Genomic DNA, 21,415 nt, shown 5'->3' on the forward strand with positions numbered 1-21,415 from the left:
GGATGCCCCGTCTCCCGTGTCCTTCGAGATCACCATCTTGAAGGAGCGGAAGACGGGGAGGAAAGCCATTGAACTCCACGTCCCCGGCTTCATGACGTGGACTCTTACCCCCAAGGGGGCCGCTGAACTCGCCCAGGAGTTGGGATGGGCGGCGGCCGACGCGCAGGAAGAGGTGGCTCCGGAGTGACCACCCTCCTGTTTGACATCGAGACGAACGGGCTTCTCGACGAACTCACTACCATCCATTGCCTCGTCATCCAGGACGCCGACACGGGAAAGGTCTGGTCCTGCACGAATGAGGACTTCACTTACGACCGCCTGGAGACGGGCCTAAAGCTCCTCGCCGATGCCGATATGATCGTTGGTCACAACGTCATCGGCTTCGACATCCCCGCCATCCAGAAGCTCTATCCGGAGTGGAAGCCGAAGGGCGTCGTCCGGGACACGTTGATCCTCGGCTATCTCCTGTTCCCGCGTGAGGTGCTCCGGGACAAGGACTTCCGGCTTGCCGAGAAGGGCCGCCTCCCGAAGAAGCTCATCGGGCTTCAGCGACTGGAAGCCTGGGGCCACCGCCTGGGCGAGTACAAGGGGGACTACAAGGGGCCGTGGGATGCGTGGTCCGTGACCATGCAGGATTATTGCGAGCAGGACGTCGCGGTCACCGCCAAGCTCTGGAAGCGCGAGCGGGAGGAGCTGGCGGACGGGTGGGGAACCGAATGCGTCGAGCTTGAGCATGACCTCGCCTGGATCATTGAGAGGCAGACTCGGCGCGGTTTCGCCTTTGATGACGAGGCAGCCCAGTCTCTTTACGGGACCCTCGCCAAGCGTAAGGCGGAGCTGGCGGACGAACTGTCCACCATCTTCCCGCCCAAGATCGTTCGCACCCCGTTCACCCCCAAGGTGAACAACGCCAAGCGCGGCTACGTCAAGGGCGTTCCGACCTTCAAAGAGAAGGTGGTCCCGTTCCTTCCGTCGTCGCGGAAGCAAGTCGCCGAGCGGCTCATGGACCTTGGTTGGAAGCCCACCGAGTTCGGGAAGGACGGAACCCCCAAGGTTGATGACGACGTCCTCAACAAGCTGCCGTACCCCGAGGCCAAGCTCCTGGCTGAATACTTCCTTGTTACCAAGAGGATGGGCCAGCTCGGCGACGGCCGGGAAGCCTGGATGCAGCATTCCCGCAAGGGCCGCGTCCACGGCTGGGTGATCCAGAACGGCGCCGTCACCGGGCGCATGACGCATCGCCTCATCGCCAACGTCCCGGCGGAGAGGACCACCTACGGCCACGAGATGCGGGCACTGTTCCGGGCCTCCACCGGCTTCAAACTGGTGGGCTGCGACGCCGACGCCCTGGAGCTGCGCTGCCTCGCTGGCTTCATGGCCCGGCACGACGGCGGCGCCTACATCAAGACCGTGCTGGAAGGCCGCAAGGAAGATGGCACGGACATGCACACGCTCAACGCCAAGGCGCTGGGGTGTGACCGGGACACCGCAAAGACCTGGTTCTATGCCTTCATCTATGGGGCGGGGGATGCGAAGTTGGGCTTCACCCTCCTCGGTGCCCTCTCGAAAGCTCGCCTAGTCGGCGCAGGCCGAGCCGCTCGCGCCAAGTTCCTGGCGAACCTGCCGGCTCTCGCCAAGCTCGTGAAGGCCGTTGGCGTGACCCTCAACGGAAAGCGCAGCAAGGACGGCCGGCTCATCAAGCCGGGGCGCGGTTATCTCTTGGGTCTCGACGGCCGCAAGCTCCGCGTCCGGTCCGAGCACGCTGCCCTCAACACGCTCCTGCAATCGGCTGGGGCGGTCCTCATGAAGAAGGCCCAGGTGATCCTAGATGCCGACATCCAGGCCGCCGGCCTCGTTCCGGGCAAGGACTACGAGTTCGTAATCACGTACCACGACGAATGGCAGATTGAGGTGCTTCCTCAATTCGCGGAGCTGGTCGGCACCTTGGCCGCCGACGCCATCCGCAAGTCCGGAGAATACTTCGGATTCCGCTGCCCACTGAAAGGCAACTTCGACATTGGCGACAACTGGGCGGAGACGCACTGACGGTTGGGTCTACGTCCTTCGCAACCCGGCATGGCCTGGATTTGTGAAGGTCGGCTCCAGCTTCGACGTCGCAGAGCGCCTCCGCACCTATCAAACCTCCAGCCCCTTCCGAGATTACGCCCTCGTGGACGCCGTGTTCGTCCCCGACCGCCGTGGGTTCGAGCATCGCTTTCACGAGGCGATGAAGGGCTATCGCGTTGGAAGCACGGAATGGTTTCAAGTTCACCCTCAGGATGCCAAGAACATCCTAGCCACACTCAAGAAGGAGTTGCGATGAACATTGGTGACGTCCTCGATTGGATGGACCTCCTCAAAGAGAAGTACGGTATCTCGTGCCCCGTCACTTTCGAGAGCGATGAAGACGAGGACGGCGGGGAGTGAAGACCCTCGTCCTCGTTGACGGGGACATCCTGGCTTATACCGCCGGGGCTGCCGTGGAGCGGGAGACCCGATGGGACGACGACACGTTCACCCTAGCTGCCGACCTCGACGAAGCGAAAGATGCCTTCGTCACGATGCTGACCAAGGCGAAGAAGGAGGCCGAGGCCGCCGACGCGGCTCCGGTCATCTGCTTCACGCCATCTGGCCCCACCTTCCGGCATGCCCTGTGGCCGACCTACAAGGAGGGCCGCAAGCGCAAGCCGCTGGTCCACAAGGCCCTGGTGGAGTGGGCCAAGACCGAGCTGAACTACCCGAGCGTGGAGAAGCCGGGGCTGGAGGCCGACGATTGCCTCGGCATCCTGGCAACCCATCCGGCCAACGCGGCGTTCCGGCGGGTGATCGTCTCCGGCGACAAGGATCTCGCCCAGATCCCCTGCGAAATCCTTGACTTCAAGCGCGGGACGCTCACCACCATCACCGAAGAGGAGGGCGAACAGCTCTTCCTTCTCCAGGCCCTCACAGGTGATCCGACCGACAACTATCCCGGCTGCCCTGGCATCGGCGCCAAGCGGGCGCCGGGCATCGCCGCCGGCGGCTGGGCGGCCATCGTCGCCGCCTACGCCAAGGCCGGCCTTACGGAAGCGGACGCGCTGATCCAGGCCCGCCTCGCCCGCATCCTGCGCTACGCCGACTACGACCACCAACGAAAGGAGCCCCTTCTTTGGGAGCCACGATGACCGAGACGCTGTTCCTGGACCTGGACGGCGTTCTGGCCGACTTCGACAAGACCGCCGGGGCGATCCTCGGAACCGACAACACCTACAAGTTCGAGTTCGTTCACGGGAACCGGGAGTTCTGGCGCCGCCTCGACGAGGTGCCCGACCTGTTCGCCTCCTTCGATCCCATGCCCGATGCCTATGAGCTGTGGGATGCGGTGAAGCACCTCGACCCGGCCATCCTCACCGCCCTGCCGAAGACCAATGCCGCCGCGGTCGACCGGCAGAAGCGCGACTGGGTGGCCCGCCATCTCGGCCCCACTGTTCGCGTCATCACCTGCGAGACGGAGGACAAGCCGAAGTTCTGCCGTGCCGGCGACGTGCTGGTGGACGACCGGGCCGTGAACCGCAGCGCGTGGTGGGCCGCCGGTGGCGACTTCATCCTCCATACCGATGCCCGATCCACCATCGAGCGCCTCTGGAAGATGGGGATGATCTGATGGAGGTCGCGAACCCTGAAGCTGTTGCCGACCAAGCTGGCGGCGGCGTCAAGGCCGACACAGGAAAGCCCCCCGTTGGCCTGATCCCACGCTCCGCCCTGCTGGCCGAGGCGCGTGTTCTCGATTTCGGCGCCCGGAAGTACGCCCGCCACAACTGGCGAAAGGGCATGCTGTGGTCCCGCCTGGGCGATGCGGCCCTGCGCCATCTGCTGGCGTGGCTGGACGGCGAGGATGTTGACCCCGAGACGGGCGAGAGCCACCTCGCGCATCTCCGCGCCACCGCCGGCTTCCTGATCGAGTACCAGGAGCGGGGGCTCGGCGAGGACGACCGGTTCAAGGCGACTGCCTGATGGCCCGACTGTCCCGGCCCTCCGAGATGGATGCGGCGCCTGCCACGGGCAGCGGAGATAGGTTGCACCTGAGCCTAAATCGGAACGCCTCCCTCAAGGTGAGCTAGTGGCTCGCATCTCCCGGCCCCCGCTCGGCGAAGACTTTCCCGCCACTCTAGCCTACAGCGGACCGTCCCCTCTTAAGATACCGCTTCCTGACATCTCCAAGCAACTTCTCGATTATCTTGACGCCGTCTTCAAAGACCGCGTTGACCCCGCATGGCGGGACTTCGGAGATGTCCGAGAGGCAATGGGGACGCGCCGCGTCATCGACCACCTTCGCCAGCTCCGCGAAGAACAGGAGAACTCTCATGTGCCTGGGGGGCAGTAAAACCCCTCCTCATCAAGCGGCATCGGCTCCACCTCCTCCGCCTCCTGCGGATACCCCGAAGTCACCCGCTTTGAATGAGTCCACGACCGAGGCCAAGAACGCCTCGAAGGCGGTTGAGGGCGCCCGGCGCGGGCGAAGTGCCCTGCGCATCGACCTCAACGCTCCCTCCACTTCCTCTGGCCTGACCATCGCTTAGCGTTGGACCAGAAACAGGCCACGGCGGCGCAGCGCTATGCCGCGCTCGAAGGCGGGCGAGACCCGTTCTTGGATCGCGGTCGAGACTGCGCCGCCCTTACCGTACCTTACCTTCTACCGCCGTCCGGCTTCAGCCCGAACTCCAAGCTCGACACGCCCTTCCAGTCCCTGGGAGCGCGAGGTCAGCGGGTTCTAAGCTCGAAGCTCCTCCTCTCCCTCTTCCCCCCGAACACCCCGTTCTTTCGCTACCAGATCGACGACCAAGCTCTTCAGCAGCTCACGCAATCAGACCAGATGCGCGGGACCGTTGAGCAGGCGCTGTCGTCCCGCGAGAAGGCGGTGCTCGCCGAGATGGAGAGCGCCCTGTTCCGGCCGGCCGCCTTCACCACCCTCCAGCACCTCATCGTGGTTGGCAACGTTCTCGTCTACGTTCCACCTAAAGGCCGCGTGAGGGTTTTCCGCCTCGACCAATACGTCGTCAAGCGCGACGCCTCCGGCAACTTGCTGGAGATCGTGGTCAAGGAAAGCGTGGCCCGCGCCGCACTCCCGCGCGAGACAGCCGCCGCCCTGGCGGACAAGCTCTCGAAGGGCACGCCGGGAGACGAGCATAAGGACCTGGACCTGTACACCCGCATCCACCTGGAAGGCGGAATGTGGAAGGTCTATCAGGAAATCTGCGACATCGTGGTCCCCGGCAGCACGGGCTCCTACACGCCCGATGCCCTGCCGTGGCTCCCTCTGCGCCTGTCGGTGCAGCCGGGCGAGGACTATGGCAGGTCCTATGTCGAGGAGTACCTGGGAGACCTGGACAGCCTGGAAGGGCTCGTCGAGGCCATCGTCGAGGGCTCGGCTGCAACCGCTCGCGTCATCTTCGTGGTGTCGCCCAATGGCACCGTGCAGCTTCGCCAGTTCGCGAAGGCCCGCACCGGAGACACCATCGCCGGATCGGCGGACGACGTCGGCGTCATCCAGACGAACCGTCAGGTTGACCTCTCCGTAGCCCGTCAGCAGGCCACCGACATCGCCCAGTCGCTGTCCTATGCCTTCATGCTCAACGCTGCGGTGCAGCGCTCCGGCGAGCGCGTGACGGCCGAGGAAATCCGCTACATGGCCTCGGAGCTGGATGACGCCCTTGGCGGTGTCTACACGCTCCTCGGCGCGGAGTTTCAGCTTCCCGTCGTGCGTCTGTTCGAGCGGAGGATGGAGAAGAACCGACAGGTTCCCCCGCTCCCCCACGACCTCGTCCAGCCCCAGATTGTCACCGGCCTCCAGGCCATCGGCCGGGGCTACGACCAACAGAACCTCAAGCTCTTCGTCGCCGACATCCTCCAGGTCCTCGGGCCGGAACTCGCCATGAAGTTCCTCAACCCGCAGGAGTTCCTGAAGCGCTCGGCCGCGTCCTACGGCATCGACCCCGGCGGCCTCCTGGCCTCCGACGAGCAGCTCGCCCAGCAGGAACAGCAGGCGCAGATGCTGCAGCTCGTCCAGCAGCTCGGCCCCCAGGCCCTCCAGCAGCTCGGTGGCATGGCGCAGACGCAGATGAAGATCGACAACCCCCCTCCCGCAAAGGCCCAATGAACACCAAGACCGCAACCAAGACTGCCGCCCCCGCCGACGAAGAGACCGAGACCAAGGTCGAAACCGCCAAGGCTGATGCGTCCGTTCCGGTGCCTACCTCTGCCCTCTTCCCCGAGACCGTGATGCCGGGGGCCAAGACCGAACTCCACAACGGGTTGGTCCTGGAGAGCTTCTGAACGTGGTTGAGACCGTCACCTTCGCGCCGGCCACCACCGGCTCGGAGGCTCCTCCCGCAGTACAAGAGCCCGCCGCCCCCGCCAACCTGGAAAAGGCGCTTTCCGATACCAAGGCCGAACTGACCCGCGTTCATCAGGAGCTGGCCGCGCTGAAGAAGGCTCCGGAAGCCCACGTCCAGGAGCCGCCCCCGGCCACTCCCGAGACGCCTGCCGTTCCTGAAGGCACCCCCGCCAAGGAGCCGCCCCCGGCCGAGCCCCCGAAGCAGACCGAGGAGCAGAAGGCGGCCGAGGATGCCGTCAAGGCGGCCGGCCTCGACGTCGCTTCCTACCAGGACGAGTTCGACACCACCGGAGATGTCTCCCCCGAGAGCCGCGAGAAGCTGGCCGAGGGCCTCAAGGGCCTGTTCGGAGATCAGGCTCGCGCCGTGGTGGACAAGTTCATCGACGGCCAGAAGGCCGCCTCCGCCGCCCGCACCGCTGAGTTGTTCTCGGCAGGTGGTGGGGAGGCCGGCTACAAGGAAATGGTCGCCTGGGCCAAGACCGCGCTCACGCCGGCCGAGATCGCCCAGTTCGACAGCACGATCACCAGCGGTGACCACAACGCCGCACTCTTCGCGATCAAGGGCCTTCGCTCTCGCTTCGAGGGCGCCAACGGCCACGAGCCACAGCTCCTCAATGCCGGCCAGCCGATTGCCACCAAGAGTGGCTTCAGCAGCGTCTACGAGATGACCAAGGCCATGGCCGATCCCCGCTATTCCTCCGACCCCGCATACCGAGCCGAGGTCGAGCAAAGGGTCTTTAAGTCCAGCTTCTGATGCCCACCATGAAAATCTCCAAGCGAGGCCTCGACTTCATCAAGGGCTTCGAGAGCTTCGTCGCATACCCCTATGACGACCTCCTGGCGCCCGTAAAGGGCAAGTACCGGGAGTGGACCGGAAGCCCGCTCAAGGGTACCGCCACTATCGGCTACGGCCACACCAACGCCGCCAAGCATTCCCTTCGCGTCGTCCCCGGCATCTCCATCACTGAGGAGGAAGCGTCTGAAATCCTGGACGTGGACCTCGACGAGTGTGAAGGGGACGTCAACCGGCTCGTGAAGGTGCCGCTCTCCCAGGGCCAGTTCGATGCCCTGGTGTCGTTCACCTTCAACTGCGGCACCGGCAACCTCAAGAAGCTCATCGCCCCTTTGAACCGGGGTGACTATGACGGCACCCGCGCCAAGTTCGCGCTCTACACCCGCTCGAAGGGCAAGGTCCTCAATGGCCTCGTCCGCCGCCGCACCGGCGAGGTGGCGCTGTGGGACGCGGACTACGACTACGCCGCCAAGAACCTGCCCGCCGCGCCCTCCAACGTCCCCGAGCAGGTGGACGCCCCCAAGGCGCCGGTCCCGGTCAAGACCATCCTCTCGTCCGCCACCGGCACCGCCGTGGTTTTGGCGGGAGTTCAGCAGGTCTCCGACACAGTGTCGGCCGTGTCCGAGCCGATGAAGCAGGCTGTCGGCATCGTGTCCGGCATCGGCTCCATTGGCCCGGCCGTTCTCGTCGCCGTGGTGGCTGCCGCCGTTGCCGGTGGCGCCGTCTATTTCCTGATGCGCCGGGCGTGACCGCGCTCCTCGCGTGGATCGTCAACCTCCTCTCCCCGTTCAAGAAGTACCTCGCCATCTTCGGCGTGGTCTTCACCCTCCTCGGCGCCGTGTTCCTCAAGGGGCGCGGTGCCGGAAAGGCGGCCGAGCGGAAGGCCCAGACGGATGCCATCCAGAAGATCGAAAGGGAATGGGATGCGATTGACAGCGCTCCTTCTGCCGCTGGCGATGCTTTTGACAGCCTGCGTCAGCGAGCCCGTCCGGGCCGTTAAGTGCCCCTCCCTCATCGCCCCGCCCACTGCCACCATCGACGTGATGGAGAAGGCGTGTAAGGCCGGCGACACGGCCACCTGCAACTATGCGGTGGCCCTCGACAAGCACTACCAGAAGCTCGACCGCTGCGGCGGTTGAAACTGGCTGTGTTCCCTGGGGACCGCCTCTGCCATCCTCCGGGGTGGTATGCGCCCCAGGGCAAGCATTCCTGAAAGCGCGTGAAGCAGTGCCCCTCTCTAGGGGGCTGCCACGGCTCCGCATTACAGCGGCTGTCGCAGAAGAGCTGAGGTTCTCTCTCCGACAACTACCGACCCGTGTGCTGGATGCCGAGGAACCATCCTCCCGCATTCAGGAATTTTCTAAGTGACCAATACCACTGTCAGCCGCCTCGGCCAGATCAACGGCGCAGGCGACGTTCAGGCCCTCTTCCTCAAGCTCTTCTCTGGTGAGGTGCTCACCGAGTTCGAGCGCATCAACATCTTCAAGGGCCTCCACTTCGTCCGCCAGATCAGCAACGGCAAGTCCGCCCAGTTCCCGCTGATCGGCCGGGCTACCTCCGGCTATCACACGCCCGGCAACTGGATCGACGGCAGCTCCATCGACCACGCCGAGACGATCATCACCGTGGACGACCTCCTCCAGTCGAACGTGTTCATCGCGAACGTGGACGAGGCCATGAACCACTATGACGTGCGCGGCCCCTACTCGAAGGAGCTGGGTCAGGCCCTGGCGTTCGCCTATGACAGCAACGTCGCCCGCGTCATCACCCTGGCGGCGCGTGCTGCATCCCCGCTGACCGGCCGTCCCGGCGGCTCCCGGATCACCGACGCCGCGATGGCGACCGACCCGGCGAAGCTGGAAGCGGCCCTGTTCACCGCCGCCCAGACCCTGGACGAGAAGAACGTCGGCCTCACCGACACCCAGGCGGTGTTCCGCCCGGCGCAGTATTACCTCCTCGCCCAGCGCGACCGTCTGGTGGACACCACCCTCGGCGCTCGCGGTTCTGTCGCGACGGGCCGCGTGGACACCATCGCCGGCTTCCCCATCGTGAAGTCGAACCACGTCCCGTCCACCAACGTGACGACCGGCCCGGCCAAGTACCAGGGCGACTTCCGCACCACCGTGGGCCTCGTCTTCAACAAGATGGCCGCCGGCACCGTGCAGCTCATGGATATGTCCATGGAGAGCGAATACGAAATTCGCCGCCAGGGCACGTTCTTCATCGCCAAGTACCTCGTGGGTCACGGCATTCTGCGGCCCGACTGCGCGATTGAGGTCGCGACCGGCGCGGTGGCGTAACCTTCCCTTCAACTCCAATGGCAGAGGTCCCTCACGGGGCTTCTGCCTTTTTTCGAAGTGACCGCACCTCTCCTCACACCGACCACCGAACTGGAGGCCGTAAACGCGCTTCTCTCCGCCATCGGGGAGAGCCCTGTGGAAACCCTCCTGACCGTGCTCCCGGCTGATGCCGGCACGGCCCTGGCCTCCATCCGACGCTTCTCTCGCCAGCTCCAGAAATCGGGCTGGTCCTTCAACTCCGAGGAGAATTTCCCGCTGTCTCCCAATACGGACGGCGAGATCATCCTCCCCCTCAACACCCTCAAGGTGGACCCTTCCGACCCGTCGTGCCCTTACGTTCAGCGTGGCGGGCGCCTCTATGATCCGGTGGGCCACACCTACGACATCGGCCAGCCGGTGAAGGTGGACATCGTCTTCGGTCTCGACTTCTACGAGCTTCCAGAGACGGCCCGCAATTTCATCGTGATCGCCGCCGGCCGCCGCTTCGAGGACCAGTTCCTTGGAGCCGACAACCTGCACAACTATTCCGTCAAGGACGAGCAGGCCGCCTGGGCCGAGTTCGTGTCGGACGAAGCGGAGAACGAGGACCTCAACGTTCTCGACGCCTCGCTTCCGTCCCGCATCCTCCGCCGCCGGAGCCGCTCGTGGGCCTAATCACGGGCGAGCTTCCGGGGCTCTACAACGGCGTCTCCCAGCAGGCCGTTGCCATGCGCCTACCCACCCAGGGGGAGCTTCAGGAGAACTTCGACTCAACCCTCGTGGCCGGCCTGAAGAAGCGCCCGCCGTTCGAGCACGTCGCCAACATCCCCGTCTCAGACGGCGAGATGTTCATGCACATGATCGTGCGCGACGAGACCGAGCGCTATGTTCTGGTGATCCGCAACGGGAAGCCCTACATCTTCGACTTCGAGGGCAACGCCTGCGCCGTCAACGCTCCGTCCGGCTACAGCTACCTGTCCGGAGGCGATGGGGATTATGCTGCGCTGACGGTGGCGGACTACACCTTTATTGTCAATCGGAACAAGAAGGTGGCAGTCTCTTCCGCCACGTTCGCGACGCGGCCCTACGAGGCGCTCATCAACATCCTCCAGGGCAACTACTCCAAGACCTACACGGTGGATATTGACGGCACCCGTGTCGCGGAATACCGGACCCCAGGTGGCGGCATCTATGGCTCCGCCAACTGCGCATCAACCGAGAACATCGCCCAAATCCTCATGACCGGGACCATGGCCTCCGGAGGTGGCGTGTTCTATATGGGGATGGCCCCCAACGGTACGGAGGGCCGGGCCATCTGGGGCAACTCGGAGGACAACTACCAGATCATCGACAACGCTGGCATGGTCTTCAAGATCATGTCCAAGCGTGGCATCACGTCCGCCAATGGATGGGACGTCACTCGGTACACCAGCGCGATCTACATCCAGCATCCTTCTGCGGACTTCTCCATTGCGGTCGGCGACGGCTATAATGGCAATGCCGCCAAGGTGGTGAAGACGCAGACACAGCGGTTCTCGGACCTGCCCAGTTTCGCCCCCATCGGCTACACCGTCGAGATCACCGGCTCCGATGGCACCACCACCGACAGCTATTGGGTGTGGGCGCAGAAGGACGGGGACAACGACGGAAACTCCCAGATCATCTGGAAGGAGACCTGCAAGCCCGGCTCCCGCAAGGGCCTGGACGCCTCGACCATGCCGCACATCCTGGTGCGCGAGGCGGACGGTAGCTTCACCTTCAAGCCAGCATCCTGGAACGAGCGTGAGTGCGGTGACGACGAGGACGTCAACCCGGACCCGTCCTTTGTGGGCGGGACCATCCAGGACGTCTTCTTCCACCACAACCGGCTCGGCTTCCTCTCCGACGAGAACGTCATACTCTCGCGCTCTGGGGACTTCTTCAACTTCTACCGGACCACGGCCACCGCCTATCTGGATGACGACCCCATTGACGTCGCCGCCAGTCACGTCAAGGTGTCGATCATGCGGCATGTAGTGCCCACCCAGGACAACCTCATCCTGTTCTCGGATGGAACCCAGTTCCGCCTATCCGGCAACGAGACACTGACCCCCAAGTCGGTATCCCTTCGGCCGATGACAGAGTTCTCCTCGTCCCCCACCGTGCCTCCGGTGGCCGTTGGCAAGAGCGTCTTCTTCATCGCCGACAGCACCGCCAGCCGGGACTACGCGGCGGTCTACGACTTCTTCTACGACAACAACAGCGAGACCGGAGACGCTGACAACGTCACCGCCCATACCCCGAGCTACATTCCAACAGGCGTCACCCAAATCATCGGGAGCCCGGACGAGAGCTGCCTCGCCGTCCTGACCGATGGAGACCCTTCGGCGGTCTACATCCATCGCTTCTATTGGGCGGGCCAGAACAAGGTACAGTCCGCCTGGATGCGCTGGACGACCGCAGGGACCATCCTTCGCGCCGCCTTCATCAAGTCCGACATCTACGCCCTGGTGGCCCGGCCCGGCGGGACATGCCTGGAGAAGCTCCGCATGAGCACCTCCGCGCTCGACGCCGACCACGGCTACCTCATCCACTTGGACCGGCGCGTGACCTCGGACCAGCTCAAGTCCCCGGTGTATAAGGCATCATCCGAGGTCACCACCTACACGTTGCCTTTCGTTCCCCAGGACGGCATCATAGCCGTGTCGTCCGGGCGGATGCTCGACGTCTCCTCCATCGGAGGTGTGTCGGTGTCCCTCAAGGGGGACACGCGGGGGAAGCTGGTCTATTTTGGCTACCCCTATGAGAGCCGGTACCGCTTCTCGACGCTCTTTGCTCGGGGCCAGTCCGCCGATGGAAGCTCCATTGCGAAGATCAACGGTCGCCTCCAGCTCCACCACCTCGCTTTGTCGTTCGACAAAACCGGGTACTTCCGGGTTGAGGTGACGCCTGACGGGCGCTCCCTCCGGTCCGAGGAATACCACGGCAGAGTGCTTGGGGACTCCAGGCACGTCTTCGGCACCGTAAAGCCCGAGAACCGGCGCTGGAGCGTGCCCATCATGAGCCGCAATGACAGGGTCATCATCGACCTCGTCAACGATAGCTGGCTTCCAAGTTCATTCATCTCCGCTTCCTGGCGGGGTATGTGGAACCAGAACAACATGGAGAGATAGACGTGGGATACATCGTCAAGGCCACTGAAGAACACGCCCGAGCCCTGGCGCCCATCCTGCGGCCGGCTGACCGGGCCGAGATCGAGGCACTCACCGGCCGCGAGCCGTTGGGGGTGCTTCTGGAAATGGTCCGGGAGCACGACGCCTGGGCGATGTATTCCGACGCCGGGGAGCTGGCGGGAATGTGCGGCGTGGACCCGATCTACCCGCCAACCCCCGACTACCCCGGCGTTCTCAAGACCGGAACCCCGAAGCTCGGTCAGCCGTGGATGATGGGCAGCGACGTGCTCGACAAGCACACCGTCGAGTTCCTCCGCGCCAGCCGCAAGTGGGTGGAGGAACAGCAGGCCCGGTATGAGACCCTGAACAACGTTGTTGATGCCCGCAATGCGAAGCACATTCAGTGGCTCAAGTGGCTGGGTTTCGAGGTCGCCAAGGAGCCCATCCTGTGGGGCTCGAAGCTCCTCCCGTTCTACCCATTTGAAAGGACCAGAAGCACGCCATGTGCGTCGCCGCTCTTCCCCTCCTGAGCCTGGGCCTGAGCATTGCCGGCGGTGTCGCCAGCTATCAGGCCGCGAAGTCCCAGGCGGACGCGCAGAACCAGATGTACCGCGAGAACGCTCGCGACGCGAACAAGGCGGCGGACAACCAGTATGCCGCGCTCCAGCACAAGAGCATCCAGGAGCGCAACGCCGCCGACCAGAAGCTCTTCGAGAACAATATAGACGCCCTCCGCGCCCGCTCCCAGGCCCGAACTTCGGCTGGCGAGGCGGGCGTGACCGGCCTCTCCGTCAACGCCCTCGTCAATGACCTGTGGGCGCAGCAGGGGCGCCGGGACGACGCAACCATGCAGAACTATCAGACGGCGCGGGATGACGCCTACGCCCAGATGGATCAGGTGAAGGCCAACACCCAGTCCCGCATCAATTCCGTGCAGCGGGCCAAGAGCCCCAGCTTCCTGCCGTTCCTCATCGGCGGCATCTCCGGCGGCCTGGGGGCGTTCGGCTGATGGCCCCATACCGCCGCCAAGAGACAAGAGACCTGGCACCCCCGGAGCCTCTGTCGGTCGCGCCCGCCCGAGGGGACACCTACGTCCAGCCCGAGCGCCCGGTTCAGAACGACGACATGGCCCGCCTGGGCCAGTCCCTGTCGGCCTTCTCCGGCGCCCTGGCGGGGCTCTACCGCCGCAATGAGGCGGACCTGAAGCGGCAGGAGGCAGAGCGCAAGAAGCTGGAAAACGATCAGGCGAAGGAGGCGGCAGCCCGCTACATCGCCAGCTCTTCCAGCACCGAGCTTGCCCAGGGCCTTCGCAACGGCACGGTGCCTTATTATGCGAACCCTGTCGCCAATGGTGCCTATCAGGCCGCCGTGGGCATCAACGTCGGCAATGAGTTCAGCGATGCGATGAAGGCCGACTTCGGCCCCGGCGGAACCCAGTCGCTCCTCAACCCGGACGGAACCCCCGTTGACATCGACCAGCTCATCGCCGATCGCGCGAAGGGCTACATGGACCGCATCCCCACGGGGACGCCCCACGGCGCCGAGAACTTCCAGAGGTCCGTGGTAGGGCTGCGTGAGCAGCTCCTGAAGGAACAGCAGGGCCAGATCGCCCGGCACAATGCCGACGTGCGGGGCGTCACCATCTCCACCGGCTTCCGCAACGTGCTGAACGCTCCCGACATGGGGAGCCTCACGCCCGATCAGGTGGCTGAGCGCGTCCGTCAGGCCAAGGCCGAACTGGCGGGAAGCGTCAATGGCGCCACCTGGGCGGAGATGAACGACAGCCTCATGGGCGTCCTGAAGACCAGCCTTTCGGACGGCCGGGCCACGCCCCAGGCCGCCCGCAACGTGCTCGCCATCCTCGACGCGCCCGGCAAGGACGTGAAGACTGGGCAGGCGCTCCCCGCCTTCTCCCAGGACCCGAAGTATGTCGCCGATGCCCAGGCCCTCCGCGCCGACGCCAACCGGGTGCTCGGCAAGGACTGGGAGGCGCAGCAGAAGGATGGCCTCTTCAAGCAGGCCCAGGCGGCCCTAACGCGCGGGGATGGCTCCTTCGACGCGGTCCAGGACATCGTCGCTCGGAACCCCTTCACCGGCGAGATGAAGACCTTCGGGGCCAAGGAGATCAAGGACGGGGCCGTTACCTTCCAGGCCCAGAGCATTCGCTCCCAGGTCGCCAAGCAGTTCCAGGGGCAGCCGCAGAGCGTCATCAACGGCCACGTGTTCGCCGCCCAGGCGGAGCAGTTCGTCCGCAACGGGGTGGAGAACCCCGAGTGGAAGGGGTACCTGCACTCGGCAATCCAGTCGGCATCCAACACCACCTCGCTCACGAACCCCGACGAGCAGCAGCGCACGGAGCAGGCCGCGAACCTCTACGAAGCGCTGCGCACCCGTTCCCCCGCCTATGTGAACAACCTCCTGGACGCCAAGGACCGGGACTTCTACGACAGCTACCATCTCCTGCGGAAGATGGGGAAGACGGGGCAGGAGGCCATTGAAGGTGCCTCCCGAGCCATCGACCCCGACAGCGCCAACGGCGACCAGATCAAGGCCGCCTACCAGGAGATCAACGACGCCGTGAAGGGTCTTCGCGACCCGCAGTCCGGCTATATGCCGTGGAACTGGAAGTCCAACCCGGTCAACCTCGGGAGCGCCCAGACCGAGATTACCCGCCGCGCCCAGCTCCTGGTGCGCACTCAGGGCGTCTCCGCCAAGGATGCGGTCAAGGCCGCCGCCGCCAGCATTGGCGAGGAGGTCCCCGTCATCAACGGGCAGGCGCAGTTCAACCGCTCCTCCTTCCTCTCCATCGGCAAGGAGCCGGTGGTCAACGAGGTGCTCAATCAGGTCTACAAGCAGTTCCCCAACGACCTGAAGGCCCAGGGCATCGACGGCCCAGGGAACCTTTCGATCCGCTTCGAGAACGGCATCTATCGCGTCATCAACGCCGCGACGGGTGCGCCCCTATATTCCGTCAACGGCGACAAGCTCACCTTCACGGACCGGGACCTGAGGAAGACGGACAAGGCCATGAGCTTGGCGGCCAACGCGAAGATCATCGACGACCGCAAGCAGGCCGCGCAGTCCCGCGATGCCGGCTTGAAGCTCTTCGAGGGCACCCCTGCGGAACCCATCTTCGACCTCCTCACGAACCCCCAGAAACCGAACCTGGGCGGCCTTACGGGGGGCTTCAAGGCCCTGGCCGACCCCAACTCCGATGTGAACAAGAACGCCTCCAAGCCCGTGTTTCCGTGGTTTGGTGAATAACAGCAAGGATTGATGGACGACACCCTCGGCCTTGGGCCGCAAAGCAATATCGAGACGACCGAGTTGCCCGCCCCCGGCCAGGGGGCACCCCCTTCCACATTCCCCGACGCCGGCCTCCCGGATACACAGGGCGCCGCTCCGGTGGCCCCTGATCCGGCCCCGGCACAATCCCTCCCGGACACCTCCGGGGCCGACCAGAACCTCCCCCAGCCCACTCAGGCGGCCCCCGGTGTCGATCCCATTCCCGCCCGACCCGGCGACCCCGACCAGACGCCCATCACCCCGGCCCCTGCGGAGCCTAAGGTTCGGCGGAGAGCCGGGGGGTGGACGGCCTCCGACCCTGCGGTCGAGTACGCGACCCGTGAGGTTCTGACCAAGCAGCGGCAATCTGCCATCAACGAACTCGCGAACGACCCGGAGCTGCGCTCCTACGTCTTCGGGCTGATGCGGCTGGAGACGGGCGATCACCCCGAGACGGCGATGGAGAACCTCATCAACCGGTCCGTGATGTACGGGAAGTCGGTTCGTGAGCTGGTCTTCAATGGCGGGAACACCGCAAAGAGCTTCTACGGACCGGTCCGCCGGGGCATCGTCCGGCCTGAGCAATCAGGATCGGCCTATTACCAAAAGGCCATGTCCGCGCTGGAGGACATCGCGGCAGGAAGCAACTACGTCGGCCTGACAACCGACCAGGGGATGGAGAATGAACACGCCTTCGCCGACGCGAACCCGAGCATCGGCGGGAAGATCAAGGTCGGGAATGAGTGGTTCTCCCGCAAGGGGATGGAGGGCGTCCGCTACGCCCAGAGCACCCAGGCTGAGATTGATAAGCGCGTGGCGGAGCTGCGGAAGAGCGGACTTCCTCTCGACTTCACCGGCCCCAAGACCCATTGGGTAGACACGGCCCCGGGCGTCACCCCCGCCGGCTCGCCCGAGGATGTCGCGGCAGGCGTTGCCAAGCGCACCTTCAATCCGCCTCCGACCTTCTGGCAGACGGTGGAGTCCGCCGCCGACGAGAGCACCACGGCCTACCTGTTCCGCGACAGCCCTGTGTTCGCACCGGCGCCCGACTATCAGCCAACCACCGAGGAGCTTGAACAGCGTAAGCAGGGGCTCCCCGAGAAATATTGGGGGCAGCTCCTCGGCGTCTCCCCCGCTCATTCCGACTATCTGACGGCCCAGGCTCACCGCCAGTACGAGAACGAGCTGAATATCAGCCGGGCCGGATGGACCGGGACGGGCGTGAGCCTTGCCGCCGGGATGCTTGATCCGACCGGGCTTGCCGTCGCTATCAGCACGGGCGGCCTCGGGGCGGCGGCCGGCGGAGCAATGAAGCTCGGCGCCGTTGGCTCTCGGATCGCGGCCGGGGCTGCGGCGGCTGGGGGAAACCTCGCACTGACCGCCGGTGAGGACGCCCTCGGCAAGTCCGTGAGCGGTGAGGACTATGCCATGGCAGCCGCTTTCGGAGCCGGCCTGGGCTTCGCCTTCGGGCCGTTCGGCCGCAACCCCGCCACCGAGGACATCGCGGCCCGTGGATCGGTGGCGGCAAACCGCGTCGTCTCCGACATCCAGCGCGGAACTCCCGTCTTCAGCGGCGGTGAAGGCTCCCTGAGCGCCGCCGTAAACCCCGAGAACACCATGCAGTTCTCGAAGGGTGACCTCATGAAGGTGGGGCAGGATGACGCCTCCCGCACCGCCGTTGAGGCCGCCCGGCCGGACATGGCGGGCCGTGTCGGCTCCTCCAAGAACCCTCTGGCTCGTAAGGTTGGCGAGGCTCTCGGCCTGGACGTGGTCGGCCGAAAGGACGCCAACGGGGACTTCGTGGTCAACCCGGTGTCGGCCGGCGAGGACAAGCTCCGCATCATGCACGACGCGGATAACCGCTTCTACAGCACGGCCTATCCGCAGTTCAAGGAGTGGGCTGACGCCAAGGGCATCCCGTGGTGGAAGTCCTCCATTGCCCCCCGCATGACCCAGGCGTGGGAGGACTTCGGGGATGCCGTCTCCAACTACACCAGAGACATGCGGCCCGACCGGGATGCGCATTATGACCCCCAGGTGGTCAAGGTCGGCAAGCAGCTCAATGCCCTCATGGAGGAGCACCGGCAGGGCAACCTCACGCCCCGTGCCGAGACGCCGGACAACCCCGGCCGGGCGCTTGCCGGGCGCGAGAACGTCCCCCCGAACAGTCACTACCTGCCCCGTGTGTGGCGTCTCGACAAAATCAGCAAGATCGACGCGAGTGGAAGGAAGTTCAAGGAGTGGTTCGAGGGCGCTCTCCTCGCCTCCCACAAGGAGCTGGGGGACAAGGCGTACACCATCGCCAACGGCGTTTGGGAAAACCTCAACCGCCGCGCCTACGGCCTGGACGAGTTCTTCATGATGTCCCGCGACGGGGCCACCGCCGACGTCATCCGCTCCGGGATGCGCGACATGGGCCTGTCGGAGGCCGACATCGACGAAATCCTGGCCCGGCTGCCCAAGGGCTCGAAGCCCGGTTTCATGCACTTCCGTATCGACATCGACGAGAACTACGTCCATCCCCGCACTGGCCTGAAGCTGGGGGACTTCGTCGAGAACAACGCCTTCGACCTGTTCGACCACTACAACCACCAAGCATCCGCGTGGCGGGCCGCCGGCCGCATTCAGCTTGTCCGCAAGGATGGCGAGGTGCTCATGGACGGCATCCGCTCCCGGCAGGAGATGAATAACGTTCTTGAGCAGGTGGCCGCAAAGGGCGCCGAGAGCGGGCAGTCCCCCAAGGAAATTGCAAACGACGTCTCGCTCCTGAAGGAGGAGTTTGACCGGCTCCTCGGTGTTCCCAGCGAGAATGCCAACACCCGCGTCGCCCAGGGCCTGGAAATCCTGCGCAACCTCGGCACTGCCACGATGGGCGGAAACTTCGGCTTGTCGGCAATCCCCGACATGGCCCGCCTCGCGACCATTGGAGGTAAGGCCACCCAGGGTGGTCTTCGCGCCATGCTCCAGCATATGCCGGCCTTCCGCACCCACATTTTGGAAGGGGGCGTTCTGAAGGCCACCGATGACCTTGGACGGGACATCGCGGCCCTGGGCGCCGTGGACGAGTTCAAGCACCTGTCGGCCCGCCGCGCCCCTGAGGACGGGATGCTCACGGCGCCCATGGATGGCGCCCTGGCGAAGATCGCGGGGGCCACCAAGGCCACCTCGGACTTCGTGGTGTCGGCCTCTGGCATGAACGCCATTAACCACCGGGTGCGTGGCGCCGCCCGGCGCATCCTGGCCGACCGGTTCTACCGGGACGCGAAGGCTGCCTACAAGGGGCTCGGCAAGGCGTCAAAGTCCGTGAAGGCGGTCCGCGACGACATCAAGGCCCAGCTCGTGGCGGCGGGTGTGGCCGAGCGCGAAGCCAGGATCAATGCCGAGATCGTGTCGGCTCGCTACGCGGCCCGCGCCGAGCGTCTGGGCGAGGATGCTCTCAAGCTCTACCAGAAGGAAGGCATTGAGGTCCGGTCCGGCAAGTCCCCCGATGCCCTCGGTCCGGGAGAGATGGGGCAGTTCGCCGGTGTACGGGCCAAGACGTCGAACATTGATGACCTGATGATGGCTATCGACCTTGAGGGGAAGGGCTTCGGCCCGGACGACATCTGGGCCATCACCGGGTGGGGCAAGGGCAAGGACGGGAAGTGGCGCTTTGAAGTCCCCGACGATAAGGGGAAGATCGCCCCCCGCATCAACGAAGCCCTGGACGACGCCGCGCGTGGGGCCGTCATCCGCCTCCGCGATGTCTACAGGTCCCCGGAGCTGGAAGCTGCCTATCCGAGCTTGTTCGACCTACAGATTAAGCAGGTTCCTGTGGAGATGCAGGACCGAGCGTGGGGCTATTTCGACCACAACACCGGCTCAATCGCCTTAAGCCCGTTGAGCCCCGACCACCACGGCACGCTTCTGCACGAAATACAGCACGCCATCCAGTATCTGGAGGGGCATGGGTATGGCACGGACCCCGAGTATCTTGCGAAGAGGTGGGGGCTGACCATAGAGGAGGCGAGGGACTTCTACCGGCGGATGTCCGGGGAGGTGGAAAGTCGGTCCACCGAAGTCCGGGGCCATATGACTGCCGAGCAGCGTAGGGACCTCCCGCCGTGGTTCACTGGGCCGGGAGCGGAGGACACCCCCCGCAGCCGTCAGTGGGTGATGTATCCCGATGGCAAGGTCCCCAAGGACCAGTCGGCTGCCCCAACCACTCCCGACAAGTATGCGAAGTTCTTCCAGTCCAACGGCGACGGGTATCGCGGCTCCATCACGTCAAGCCGGAACAAGGCCGTCATCCAGCTCTTCGAGGAGCGTGACGCCTCCACCTTCATGCACGAGATGGGCCACCAATGGCTGGGCGAAATGATCCAGGATGCCCAGATCAACAAGGCCGCGAAGAAGGACCTCGACACCGTCCTGAAATGGCTCGGCGTGGACGACGTGTCGAAGATCGGCCGCAAGGAACATGAGCAGTGGGCGCAGGGCTTTGAGCAGTATCTGCGAGAAGGCAAGGCCCCAACACCCCAGCTCCAGGGCGCCTTCCAGAACTTCCGAGCTTGGCTCGTGCGCATCTACCAGTCCGTCAAGGGTCTTGGAACCCCCATCTCCGACGACGTTCGCGGCGTCATGGACCGGATGCTGGCGGGAGACGCCGCCGAGAAGTTTGACCTGTCCAAGCTCTCCAAGGCCGAGCGGAACCGCCTGAAGTGGTTCGGCATGGATGACGAGATGCTCCCCAGAGTTCTCGCCCAGGTCGCGGAGCACAGCGAGGTGACGAGCCACTGGACCGGTGCCAAGCTCTCTCGTCTGCACCCCGAGGAGTGGACCGACCCGGAGGCCAAGACCGCCTTCGCCTCCGCGCTCAACCGCGCCGCCGGCCGGGCCAGCATGGAGCACGACTTCGGTGCCGGGACGGTCTATGACCGCTCCCCGATCTTCCGGACTTTCGCCCAGCTCCGGCGCTTCGCCCTCAACGCTTGGCATATGAACATTCTCAATGGATGGGCGATGCGGGATAGTGAGGCGTTCGCCGACGTGGTGTGGTCCACCACGGCTGGCGCGGCGCTCTACGCCGGGCGCACCCGCATCCAGGCGGCCACCCAGGAGGACCCGCAAAAGTATCTCGACGAGAAGCTCACGCCCGGAGCCATCGCCATGGCGGCCTTCCAGCTCTCGGCCTACTCCTCTCTCATCCCCGGCCTTCTGGACATCGGCATCGGCATGACCGGTGCCAATCCCATGTTCGGCTATCGGAACTCCGCTCTCCCGTCCGATGCGTGGTTCGGGAACCCCTCGGTCGCGTTCATCAACAACGTCCTCCGGGTGGCGCCATCCGCGCTCTTCCAGCCCATCATCACAGGCCGGGAACGGTCGCAGCAGGAATGGAAGCAGCTCCTCTCCGTGCTTCCGTTCTCCAACAACATCGCGGTTCAAGGCGCCTTGAGCCACATGGTCCGCGATGCCCCGCAGAAGCCGCCGAAGAACCCTGGCTTCGACGTCACGGACTTCCTCCCAGGTTCGTGATCCAACCGGTGCCCGT

Annotated in this window: 18 protein-coding genes; all 18 read left to right on the forward strand. The window is 64.9% G+C overall.

What is annotated here, in order from left to right; all coding sequences use genetic code 11:
* The first annotated feature begins 16 nt into the window (after positions 1-16).
* A complete protein-coding gene (locus tag EJ105_RS18450) occupies positions 17-187 on the forward strand; it encodes a hypothetical protein (RefSeq protein ID WP_234049833.1) in 171 nt (56 codons plus the stop codon).
* The gene (locus EJ105_RS18455; protein ID WP_250167493.1) at positions 184-2,046 is read left to right on the forward strand and encodes a DNA polymerase; all 1,863 of its coding nucleotides are present in this window, start codon (positions 184-186) and stop codon (positions 2,044-2,046) included. The genes EJ105_RS18450 and EJ105_RS18455 overlap by 4 nt, the downstream gene beginning before the upstream one ends.
* Entirely contained in the window at positions 2,018-2,323 is a 306-nt protein-coding gene (locus tag EJ105_RS28120; protein WP_255684170.1) for a GIY-YIG nuclease family protein, read from the forward strand. Before EJ105_RS18455 ends, EJ105_RS28120 begins: the two co-directional genes overlap by 29 nt.
* A gap of 100 nt (positions 2,324-2,423) precedes the next feature.
* Positions 2,424-3,164 carry a hypothetical protein gene (locus tag EJ105_RS18460; RefSeq protein ID WP_250167494.1) on the forward strand — a complete coding sequence of 247 codons (741 nt, stop codon included), beginning with the start codon at positions 2,424-2,426 and terminating at the stop codon, positions 3,162-3,164.
* Positions 3,161-3,643: a 5' nucleotidase, NT5C type gene (locus EJ105_RS18465; RefSeq protein WP_250167495.1), complete on the forward strand. Its 483-nt coding sequence runs from the start codon at positions 3,161-3,163 to the stop codon at positions 3,641-3,643. Before EJ105_RS18460 ends, EJ105_RS18465 begins: the two co-directional genes overlap by 4 nt.
* Entirely contained in the window at positions 3,643-3,993 is a 351-nt protein-coding gene (locus EJ105_RS18470; protein WP_250167496.1) for a dATP/dGTP diphosphohydrolase domain-containing protein, read from the forward strand. The genes EJ105_RS18465 and EJ105_RS18470 overlap by 1 nt, the downstream gene beginning before the upstream one ends.
* Before the next feature lie 568 nt (positions 3,994-4,561).
* Positions 4,562-6,136, forward strand: a complete 1,575-nt coding sequence (locus tag EJ105_RS18475) for a portal protein (RefSeq protein WP_284145528.1) — start codon at positions 4,562-4,564, stop codon at positions 6,134-6,136.
* Positions 6,133-6,312: a hypothetical protein gene (locus tag EJ105_RS18480; RefSeq protein ID WP_234049839.1), complete on the forward strand. Its 180-nt coding sequence runs from the start codon at positions 6,133-6,135 to the stop codon at positions 6,310-6,312. The genes EJ105_RS18475 and EJ105_RS18480 overlap by 4 nt, the downstream gene beginning before the upstream one ends.
* A 2-nt stretch (positions 6,313-6,314) precedes the next feature.
* On the forward strand, positions 6,315-7,127 hold the full coding sequence (locus EJ105_RS18485; RefSeq protein WP_250167498.1) for a capsid assembly protein: 813 nt from the start codon (positions 6,315-6,317) through the stop codon (positions 7,125-7,127).
* Between the two features lie 8 nt (positions 7,128-7,135).
* Complete coding sequence (locus EJ105_RS18490) at positions 7,136-7,915, forward strand: lysozyme (protein WP_250167499.1); 780 nt, start codon at positions 7,136-7,138, stop codon at positions 7,913-7,915.
* Positions 7,912-8,166, forward strand: coding sequence for a hypothetical protein (locus tag EJ105_RS18495; RefSeq protein WP_250167500.1), 255 nt, complete (start codon positions 7,912-7,914; stop codon positions 8,164-8,166). The genes EJ105_RS18490 and EJ105_RS18495 overlap by 4 nt, the downstream gene beginning before the upstream one ends.
* A gap of 364 nt (positions 8,167-8,530) precedes the next feature.
* Positions 8,531-9,466: a major capsid protein gene (locus tag EJ105_RS18500; protein WP_250167501.1), complete on the forward strand. Its 936-nt coding sequence runs from the start codon at positions 8,531-8,533 to the stop codon at positions 9,464-9,466.
* A 57-nt stretch (positions 9,467-9,523) separates the two neighbouring features.
* Positions 9,524-10,120 carry a hypothetical protein gene (locus EJ105_RS18505; RefSeq protein ID WP_347881331.1) on the forward strand — a complete coding sequence of 199 codons (597 nt, stop codon included), beginning with the start codon at positions 9,524-9,526 and terminating at the stop codon, positions 10,118-10,120.
* Positions 10,111-12,597: a phage nozzle protein gene (locus EJ105_RS18510; protein ID WP_250167503.1), complete on the forward strand. Its 2,487-nt coding sequence runs from the start codon at positions 10,111-10,113 to the stop codon at positions 12,595-12,597. The genes EJ105_RS18505 and EJ105_RS18510 overlap by 10 nt, the downstream gene beginning before the upstream one ends.
* Positions 12,598-12,599: 2 nt before the next feature.
* Positions 12,600-13,127 (forward strand): hypothetical protein, encoded by a 528-nt coding sequence (locus tag EJ105_RS18515; RefSeq protein ID WP_250167504.1) that lies wholly within the window; start codon positions 12,600-12,602, stop codon positions 13,125-13,127.
* Complete coding sequence (locus EJ105_RS18520) at positions 13,100-13,606, forward strand: virion core protein, T7 gp14 family (protein ID WP_234049847.1); 507 nt, start codon at positions 13,100-13,102, stop codon at positions 13,604-13,606. The genes EJ105_RS18515 and EJ105_RS18520 overlap by 28 nt, the downstream gene beginning before the upstream one ends.
* 116 nt (positions 13,607-13,722) lie before the next feature.
* A complete protein-coding gene (locus EJ105_RS18525; protein WP_250167505.1) occupies positions 13,723-15,861 on the forward strand; it encodes a hypothetical protein in 2,139 nt (712 codons plus the stop codon).
* Between the two features lie 12 nt (positions 15,862-15,873).
* Entirely contained in the window at positions 15,874-21,399 is a 5,526-nt protein-coding gene (locus tag EJ105_RS18530) for an LPD23 domain-containing protein (protein ID WP_250167506.1), read from the forward strand.
* Positions 21,400-21,415: the final 16 nt, after the last annotated feature.

The sequence above is a fragment of the Xanthobacter aminoxidans genome (assembly GCF_023571765.1).
In the GTDB taxonomy this organism is placed as follows: Bacteria; Pseudomonadota; Alphaproteobacteria; order Rhizobiales; family Xanthobacteraceae; genus Xanthobacter; species Xanthobacter aminoxidans.